The organism is Syntrophomonas sp. UBA1041 (assembly GCF_002316705.1).
Lineage (GTDB): Bacteria > Bacillota > Syntrophomonadia > Syntrophomonadales > Syntrophomonadaceae > DTU019.
The window spans coordinates 1-8,769 of record NZ_DCEA01000053.1 but is presented as its reverse complement, the minus strand read 5'-3'; the positions used below and the strand labels follow the sequence as shown (position 1 = coordinate 8,769).

General features: G+C 48.0%; 10 protein-coding genes. 9 read left to right on the top strand and 1 reads right to left on the bottom strand.

The genetic code is table 11. The features are described 5' to 3' along the window. The coding region (locus tag B2633_RS07700; protein WP_483170019.1) for a PLP-dependent transferase at positions 1–505 on the top strand (505 nt) is incomplete at its 5' end. Between the two features lie 89 nt (positions 506–594). Continuing rightward, entirely contained in the window at positions 595–1,527 is a 933-nt protein-coding gene (gene cysK, locus B2633_RS07695) for a cysteine synthase A (protein ID WP_481039258.1), read from the top strand. 187 nt (positions 1,528–1,714) lie between these two features. Here the strand turns inward: cysK and B2633_RS07690 are convergent, their stop codons facing one another. Further along, positions 1,715–2,473, bottom strand: a complete 759-nt coding sequence (locus tag B2633_RS07690; RefSeq protein ID WP_483170018.1) for a tRNA threonylcarbamoyladenosine dehydratase — start codon at positions 2,471–2,473, stop codon at positions 1,715–1,717. A 531-nt stretch (positions 2,474–3,004) separates the two neighbouring features. On the opposite strand from B2633_RS07690, the gene larE reads away from it, so the two are divergent. The 7 genes from larE to B2633_RS07655 all read left to right on the top strand — a co-directional run. Then, on the top strand, positions 3,005–3,802 hold the full coding sequence (gene larE / locus B2633_RS07685; RefSeq protein WP_483170017.1) for an ATP-dependent sacrificial sulfur transferase LarE: 798 nt from the start codon (positions 3,005–3,007) through the stop codon (positions 3,800–3,802). 52 nt (positions 3,803–3,854) lie between these two features. After that, positions 3,855–4,802, top strand: a complete 948-nt coding sequence (metA, locus tag B2633_RS07680; protein WP_483170015.1) for a homoserine O-acetyltransferase MetA — start codon at positions 3,855–3,857, stop codon at positions 4,800–4,802. Between the two features lie 250 nt (positions 4,803–5,052). Continuing rightward, positions 5,053–5,850 carry a formate dehydrogenase accessory sulfurtransferase FdhD gene (fdhD, locus tag B2633_RS07675; RefSeq protein ID WP_483170013.1) on the top strand — a complete coding sequence of 266 codons (798 nt, stop codon included), beginning with the start codon at positions 5,053–5,055 and terminating at the stop codon, positions 5,848–5,850. Positions 5,851–6,039: 189 nt separating this feature from the next. After that, positions 6,040–6,504, top strand: coding sequence for an RrF2 family transcriptional regulator (locus B2633_RS07670; RefSeq protein WP_483170012.1), 465 nt, complete (start codon positions 6,040–6,042; stop codon positions 6,502–6,504). A gap of 5 nt (positions 6,505–6,509) precedes the next feature. Next, complete coding sequence (gene nifS / locus B2633_RS07665) at positions 6,510–7,682, top strand: cysteine desulfurase NifS (RefSeq protein ID WP_483170011.1); 1,173 nt, start codon at positions 6,510–6,512, stop codon at positions 7,680–7,682. Beyond that, a complete protein-coding gene (gene nifU / locus B2633_RS07660; protein WP_481039244.1) occupies positions 7,682–8,062 on the top strand; it encodes a Fe-S cluster assembly scaffold protein NifU in 381 nt (126 codons plus the stop codon). Before nifS ends, nifU begins: the two co-directional genes overlap by 1 nt. 132 nt (positions 8,063–8,194) lie before the next feature. After that, on the top strand, positions 8,195–8,769 hold a 575-nt coding region (locus B2633_RS07655), incomplete at its 3' end, for an aminotransferase class I/II-fold pyridoxal phosphate-dependent enzyme (protein WP_483170010.1).

The following is an 8,769-nucleotide window of genomic DNA, read 5'->3' as shown; positions in this document are numbered from 1 at the left end:
TAGCGATGAAGATATAGCCCGGGAGGTTTATTCGGTTCAAAACGGTTTCGGCGCCATATTGGGACCTCAAGACAGCTGGCTGCTGCTGCGTGGTTTGAAAACCCTCAAAGTACGCATGGACCATCAGCAAAACAGCGCCCGGATTATAGCCGAATGGCTCATGGCGCAAAAACAGGTTGAAAAGGTTTATTATCCCGGTATTGACAGTCATCCCGGAAGTGACATACATAAACGCCAGTCAGACGGACCGGGAGCGGTTTTGGCATTTAAAACCCGGTCTGTTGAATTGGCCCGCAGGTTCATGAGCCGGGTGACATTGGCTGCCGTGGCGGTCAGCCTCGGCGGGGTGGAGACCATAGTATCATATCCGGTCACCATGTCCCATGCCTCCATGCCTCGGTCGGAACGGTTGAGACTGGGCATTACCGAGAATCTGATCCGGGTCTCTCTGGGTTTGGAAGATGTTGAAGACCTGATTAAGGATTTTGACCAGGCGTTGGCCTAATAAGCGAAATAGACGTAAGATCTAAATAATAAAGCATTCAGTTTCAAGACTACCTGCACCGTATGGGAAAAGACAAAGGAGGACTTTGCATGTCGGGAATCGCATCAAACCTTACTGAGCTTATCGGCAGTACTCCGCTTTTGGAACTGTCGAACTACTCCGCCTGCAACCAGGTAGACGCCAGGCTGCTGGGCAAACTGGAATACTTCAATCCGGCCGGCAGCGTCAAAGACCGGATCGGTTATGCCATGATCAAGGATGCCGAAGAAAAAGGCTTGATAAATAAGGAGTCTGTACTCATCGAGCCTACCAGTGGAAATACAGGTATAGCACTGGCTTTTGTAGCGGCAGCCAAAGGTTATCGCCTCATTTTAACTATGCCTGAAACCTTCAGCTTAGAGCGCCGCAATCTCTTGAAAGCCCTCGGTGCCGAGCTGGTTTTGACCCCGGGGCATGAAGGCATGGCCGGCGCCTTGAGAGCAGCCGACGAGCTGGCGGCCAGTATGCCCAACGCTTTCATTCCCCAACAGTTTAGTAATCCTGCCAACCCGGCCATTCATCGGGAAACTACCGCGCGAGAGATTTGGCGGGATACTGATGGACAGGTGGATATATTTGTGGCGGGAGTCGGAACGGGCGGAACCATCACCGGGGTCGGAGAAATTCTTAAAGCCAATAAACCAGGGGTAAAGATAGTGGCGGTTGAACCGTACGATTCGCCGCTGCTTTCCGGAGGACAGGCCGGCCCCCACAAAATTCAGGGTATCGGAGCCAATTTTATTCCTGAGGTGTTGAACCGGAGCATTTTGGATGAAGTATTTAAGGTGAAAAATGAGGACGCGTTTAAAACTTCCCGCTTGCTTGCCAGAACCGAAGGTCTCCTGGTGGGGATTTCTTCGGGAGCGGCCGCTTTTGCAGCCACCCAAATAGCGAAAAGACCTGAAAACAAGGGGAAAACAGTGGTTATTCTGCTTCCCGACACTGGTGAAAGATATCTCTCCACGGAACTCTTCCAGGGGTAGAACTTCCCATATCAAAGGCAAGAACCCTTTCTGCAGGGCAGGTCATCACCAAAAGAAAGGATACCTGAAAGTTTTTAGATGCCAGGCATAAACCGGCTGATTTAACCGGGTTGGATTAGCCGGTTTTCTTATATAGGTCGTCAGTGTGAAATGCGATTGGCATTCCCCTGGATTTGACGGGGCGGTTTTATTTAGGGGCGATCAAATCGCGCACCACTTGGCCGGCCATGAGCAAACCGGCCGCGGAAGGAACGAAGGAGATGCTGCCCGGTATCTGCCGGCGCATGGTGCAGGTACGAGCAGATCCTTGGGGGCATATGCATCCTGCATTGCAGTCGGAGTCTTCAGTTGAAATGGGCACGAGCGGTTTTTCTTTGGAATAGACCACTTTAAGGGACGGAATGTTTCTTTTTCTCAATTCTTTACGCATTACCCTGGCTAGCGGACATATGGAAGTATCGTATATATCCGCGATCTCAAAACGGCCGGGGTCCAACTTATTTCCAGCTCCCATACAGCTGATAATGGGGATATTCAGTTCATTGGCTTTAACCACTAATTCGATTTTAGAGCTGACCGTATCGATCGCGTCGATAATGTAATCTAAATCTTTGCTAATCATTGCGTCCGAACACTGGCCGGAGAAAAAGGTTTGGAGAATGTCGACTTGAGCCCGGCGGTTTATATCCATAATTCTTTCACGCATAACTTCTACTTTTGGCCGGCCCACCGTTCTGCTGGTGGCATGAATCTGCCGGTTAATGTTGGTTCTGCATATCAGATCATCATCCACCAGTAAAAAGCTGCCCACATTGGCACGGGCCAGGGCTTCGACGGCAAAACTGCCCACCCCTCCGATGCCGAATACGGCGACCCGGCTCCGTGCAAGACGGGTCATGGCCTCTTTGCCTAATAACAATTCGGTTCTCGAAAATTCGTTGACCATTCATCCTCCGGGTTAAAGTCCTTCCTAAGGACTAAATTATATTTAACAAAGTAATCATAACAAAAATTGTTCGAGTGACCAACCGCTTGACATTATTCGCAAATAGCAATAAACGCCGATAAATATGAACTTAACCCGTGAGCAACCTATAAATGATGGGTCGCAGATCTGCTGACCAGGAAGCTCCCGGTGCCGAGGAGCAGCGTGAGTAATCTATCAATGATGGTTTGCAGATGTTGGCAACTAAAGCTAAGGCATCCCAGGAGCTTAGAAATTACCCGGGCGCTATTTTTATTATATCGCTCAATACGGCCCGGAAAATTGTTATAATTATCAAGTATCCGCCGCCGCACTATTAAGCGATGCTGTTCAAGTTAAAACCAGCCTCCGGCGGGTTTGCAAAGTATTGAAATCTGGTTCTAAATACCCTATAATACCTATAAAATTAGTAAAGATACTTGTTTATATAATATATGGGGCATTAATTATTATCAATGCAGGTTGGAGAAGATAATGCACAGCGAAGAGAAAATGAATTCACTCAAACAGCATATTAAATCGTTGGGGAGCGCCTTGATCGCCTTTAGCGGCGGCGTCGACAGTACATTCTTACTGGCCGTATCCAAAGAGGTTTTGAACCAAAGGGTGCTGGCAGTTACTGCAATCGGCCCCACTTATCCGCAAAGGGAATCCATGGAATGCGTGCGTATAGCCAGAAAACTGGATGTAAACTATCTGGTCGTCAACATAGATCCATTTAAAGTTGCCGGGTTTAGTGACAACCCGCCCGAGCGCTGCTATTTATGTAAATATCAACTATTTTCTAAGCTTAAAGAAATAGCCCGGGATAGAGGTTTTGAACATGTTGCCGACGGGTCCAATGTTGACGATTTGAGCGATATCCGTCCCGGCCTGAAAGCCTTGCGTGAGCTCGGGATTGCAAGTCCTCTGCTGGAGTCTGGCCTGAATAAGTCGGAAATCAGGCAATTGTCAAGGCAAATGCGTCTGGAAACCTCGGAAAAACCGGCCGCCGCATGTTTATCATCCCGGTTTGTGCATGGTGAGAGGATCAGCAATCAAAAGTTAAAGATGGTGGAAGCCGCGGAAGATTACCTGCTCGGCCTGGGAATAAAACAAGTGAGGGTTCGAATGCACCAGGATCTGGCTCGAATCGAGGTTGGTGATAATGAACGCCATAAACTGTTGTCAGAAGCCGCCATGGATAAGATTGACAGCCATCTGAGGCAGTTGGGTTTCCGCTACATCACCCTTGACATGCAGGGTTATCGAACCGGAAGCATGAATTCGGGTCAGGTCCCCAGCGATTGAACCGGGGAAATATATTACGCAGGTGGACAGATCATTAAGGAGGTAATTCATAGTGCCGATTATAATACCGGATAATCTTCCGGCCAGCAATATACTTCAGGGCGAGAATATCTTTGTTATGAAAGAAAAGCGGGCCAGTCATCAAGATATTCGTCCTCTCAGGATCGCGATTTTAAACCTGATGCCGCAGAAAATTGTCACCGAAACCCAGCTGTTGAGGCTTTTGGCCAACAGCCCGCTGCAAGTCGAAATCATACTGCTGTGCATGGAGAGCCATGAATCCAAAAATACTTCAGAAGAGCATTTGCAGAATTTTTATACCACTTTTACGCGGATTGAAAAGCAGAAATTTGATGGAATGATCATTACCGGGGCACCTGTAGAACACCTGGATTATGAAGAATGGACTTATTGGGATGAATTGGCCGACGTACTGGAATGGACCAAAAAGCACGTGTGGGCTACACTGCATATCTGTGTCGGCGCTCAGGCAGGCTTATACTACCATTACGGCGTGCCCAAATATCCGCTCGGCCAGAAGATGTTCGGGGTTTTCAAGCACCGGGTTTTAGAGAAAAACGTACCCCTGTTAAGGGGTTTCGATGACGTATTTTATGCCCCCCATTCCAGGCATTCAGAGATACGCCGCGCTGATATCGAGAAGGTTCCGGAGCTGGATATATTGTCAGAGTCTGAGGAAGCCGGGATATATATTGTCGCCAACAAAGATCAGCGGCAGATATTCATTACCGGCCATTCCGAATATGATCCCCTCACTTTAAAAGCCGAGTATGACCGGGATGTTGCCAAAGGCCTGACTATTAATGTGCCGGCAAACTACTATCCGGATAATGATCCCTCCAAACTTCCGGAAGTCCGGTGGAGAAGCCATGCCAATTTATTATTCACCAATTGGCTGAACTACCATGTCTATCAAGAGACACCGTACGATTTGACCGAACTATGCAATGGCAAAAAAGGAACCTGGCACGTGGAATAGATTTAAGCAGGCCTTCGAAGATAGAAGAAGCAACGGATTAACAAATGAATGCGGTATAGTCAATGCCGCCTGATCAGAAACTAACGCTGCAATAAGAGGATGGCTGACAGTTTCACACCCGGACGTGAATAGTCCAAAGGAGATACGCCAGACCGATTACTTCTCTTATTGCAGCTTAGACATGAGATGGAACAAGACACGGCTGGCTGCCGTGCCTGCCCGCAAAATATAGTAGCAAAGGAGAATTACAATGTCAGGATGGCCTCTTTACGTCCCAAGAAAAGCATTAACCTACGATAAAGGGATCGTTGCAGAGAATAGAGAGGTAAACGTCGTGACTGAAAAACCCTTAACTGTTTTTCTTAATCACAACGAGTTGGCCACTTTGATCTGTTCGCCCGGCGGCCTTCAGGAACTGACCGTAGGATTTCTGCTTAGTGAAGGAATCCTTAAAGAACCTTCGGACATTGAAGATATCCGTTTAAGGGAAGACGATGGCTTATTGTGGATTGAGACCACTCAACCGGTGAGCCAAACCGATAATTTCTTGCGCCGGCACATTGCAAGCTGCTGCGGTAAAGGCCGGGCAGGACTCTATTTCATAAACGACGCCCGCCAATTACAGAAAGTTAAATCTGACTGGCGTCTGCCGGTCAAACAGATCATATCCCTGATGGCCGAACTGGAGGAGAGAGCCGAGTCGTTCCGTATAACCGGAGGAGTTCACAGCGCCGCCCTCGCCGATGAGTCGGGAATCATAGTCCATTATGAAGATATCGGACGGCACAATGCGGTTGATAAGGTATTGGGCTACGCTTTTTTGAACGATATTTCCCCTCATAATAAATGTCTGCTCTTAAGCGGCCGGGTGGCATCGGAAATACTGATAAAGGCTGCCCGGGGAAATATACCCATAATTCTGTCGCGTGCGGCTCCTACCGAATTGACTCTGGAACTGGCTGAAGAGCTGGACCTTTGCGTAGTGGGTTTCGCACGGGAAGAAAGGCTCACGGTTTACACTCACCTGGAAAAGATCATCCTTGACTGACCCTTTTCCCCAAACAGCCTGACCCTGATTTTAGTTAAAAGAAATCAGGGTTATTTTTTTAAAACACTAGTAAAACTATAGGGTATATGATATATTGACAATCAGATAGCTTTAGCTGGAATGTCCGAATGCTACAGGGGGCTCCTTAAGGCAGTATTCGGCTGACTCAGAGGAAGAAGGGATATTTTGATGAGACTATCAACAAAAGGCAGGTATGGTCTTAGAGCCATGCTGGATATAGCTCAAAAACAAGAATCTGGACCGGTGGCTATTCATACCATAGCTGAACGGCAGAATATTTCTGGAAGATATCTCGAGCAGTTGTTAATTCCTTTGAAACAAGCGGGACTGGTTAAAAGTGTTCGAGGCGCTCAGGGCGGCTATATTCTGGGTAAAACTCCTGCCCAAATCACTGTCGGGGATATCATTCGCATTCTTGAAGGGCCTATTGCTCCGGTGGATTGTGTCAGCGAGGTCAACCCCGATGAATGCATCCGCGCCGAGAAATGTGTGACCCGGCAGGTATGGTCGCGTTTAAGAGATTCCATATCCAATATTTTAGATTCATATACCCTGGAAGATTTGGTGAACGAATCATTGGTCGATCAAATTGTATCTGACAACGATCCGAAAAATTTAAAAAATCAGAGGTGAAGGCAATGAGAGAAATTTATATGGACCATAGCGCTACTACTCCGGTTGACCGTCAGGTTTTCGAAGCCATGATACCCTTTTTAACGCACGAATACGGCAATCCATCCAGCGTGCACACCAAGGGCCGGGCAGCTAAAAAAGCTCTTGAAAATGCCCGCGAACAGGTAGCGGCCTTGATCAACGCCAACCCTCGTGAAATATTCTTTACCAGCGGCGGCACCGAGGCTGACAACCAGGCTATTGTTTCCTATGTGAACAGCAATGTTAAAAAAGGCAAACATATCATAACCTCGGCCATTGAACATCATGCTGTACTGGATACTTGCGAGCATCTTCATAAGAACGGTTTCGAATTAACGGTTTTGCCTGTCAATTCAGCAGGTTTAGTTGAACCGGAAGTTCTAAAGAAAGCCCTCCGGCCAGAGACGACACTGGTGACGATTATGCATGCCAACAATGAAATCGGCACGGTGCAACCGATAAAAGAGCTGGCCTCTATAGCCCATCAAGCCGGGGCCGCCTTTCATACCGACGCTGTGCAGACCATAGGCAAGCTTCCGCTGGATGTTGAAGATCTCGGCATCGATATGCTCTCCGCCTCGAGTCATAAACTGTACGGTCCCAAGGGAGTGGGGTGCTTATATATCAAAAAGGGCGTTAAACTTGGCAACCTGCTGTACGGCGGACCGCAGGAAAACAAAATGCGGGCCGGTACTGAAAATATACCGGGAATCGTGGGGTTCGGCCAGGCCGCTCAGCTGGCCCGGGAAAGAATGGATGAAATCTCCGCCTACCTCAATAAACTGGGCGGCAGACTTCGCGAGGGCATACTCGCCAGCATACCGGATACAATTGTCACCGGCGATTTGCACCACAGAGTACCGGGAAGCGTAAGCGTATGCTTCAAATTCGTGGAAGGGGAGTCCATACTCTTGATGCTTGACAGCTACGGAATCATGGCTTCGAGCGGATCTGCCTGCACCTCCGGTTCTCTTGACCCGTCTCATGTACTGCTGGCAATAGGGCTGCCGCATGAAATAGCCCATGGTTCGCTGCGTTTGACCCTGGGCAAAGATAATACTGAAGCAGATGTGGATTTTGTGCTTGAAGTTTTACCTAAGATAATCGGTAATCTGCGTCAAATGTCGCCATTATACAGCAAAGGGGGAAGCAACTGATGTATTCTGAAAAAGTTATGGATCACTTTATGAACCCGCGAAATGTCGGCTCATTGAAATGCGCCGACGGGGTGGGTGAAGTAGGAAATCCGGTTTGCGGAGATATAATGCACATTGAGATCAAAGTAAAGGATGACATTATTGAGGATGTCAAGTTTAAAACCTTCGGCTGTGCTGCTGCCATAGCGACCAGCAGCATGGTGACAGAAATGGTAAAAGGCAAGACTCTGGAGGAAGCCGAGCGCATCACCAACCGTACAGTTGCCGAGGCTTTGGATGGTTTGCCCCCGGTTAAGATGCACTGTTCCAATTTGGCCGCTGATGCCCTGCACCGCGCTATTAAGGATTATATTGCGCGCCACCGGGAGAGTGCCAAATAAAGAAAGCAAAGGATTGCTTAGATAATTCATTTACCTCCTAATTTTTACTTGAAACACTAGCGAAAAACTAGTATTATAAATATAGTAATCATATACGATTAATAGGATTTAAGGTTTTGAGGAGGAATTAAAGTGAGTGAAAGGCAGTACAGGTTTGATACATTACAGGTCCACGCCGGTCAAAAACCCGACCCTGCCACCGGGTCGCGCGCTGTGCCAATTTACCAGACGACATCGTATGTATTTAAAGACGCCGACCACGCGGCCCGGCTTTTTGCTTTGCAGGAAGCGGGAAACATTTATACCCGGATTATGAACCCGACTACCGACGTTTTCGAACAGAGACTGGCGGCCCGGGAAGGTGGGGTGGCGGCTCTGGGCCTGGCTTCTGGTTCCGCAGCGGTTACATATTCAATTATGAACATAGCTGGCGCCGGTGATGAGATAGTGGCTGCCAGCACTCTCTACGGCGGAACCTATAATCTGTTCCTATATACCTTGCCCAAGTACGGAATCAAGACGGTATTTGTCGATCCTGACGATCCCGAAAATCTCAGGTCAGCCATAAATGAAAAGACTAAAGCGGTCTTTATTGAGAGCATCGGTAATCCCGGGATAAATATTATCGATATTGAAACGGTGGCCCGGATAGCTCACGATAATGGTCTGCCTTTAATTATAGACAATACTTTTGCCACCCCTTATCT

Coding starts and splice junctions, on each gene's coding strand:
- cysK (WP_481039258.1), top strand. CDS start 595: ATGTCGGGAATCGCATCAAACCTTACTGAGCTTATCGGCAGTACTCCG.
- B2633_RS07690 (WP_483170018.1), bottom strand. CDS start 2,473: ATGGTCAACGAATTTTCGAGAACCGAATTGTTATTAGGCAAAGAGGCC.
- larE (WP_483170017.1), top strand. CDS start 3,005: ATGAATTCACTCAAACAGCATATTAAATCGTTGGGGAGCGCCTTGATC.
- fdhD (WP_483170013.1), top strand. CDS start 5,053: ATGTCAGGATGGCCTCTTTACGTCCCAAGAAAAGCATTAACCTACGAT.
- B2633_RS07670 (WP_483170012.1), top strand. CDS start 6,040: ATGAGACTATCAACAAAAGGCAGGTATGGTCTTAGAGCCATGCTGGAT.
- nifS (WP_483170011.1), top strand. CDS start 6,510: ATGAGAGAAATTTATATGGACCATAGCGCTACTACTCCGGTTGACCGT.
- nifU (WP_481039244.1), top strand. CDS start 7,682: ATGTATTCTGAAAAAGTTATGGATCACTTTATGAACCCGCGAAATGTC.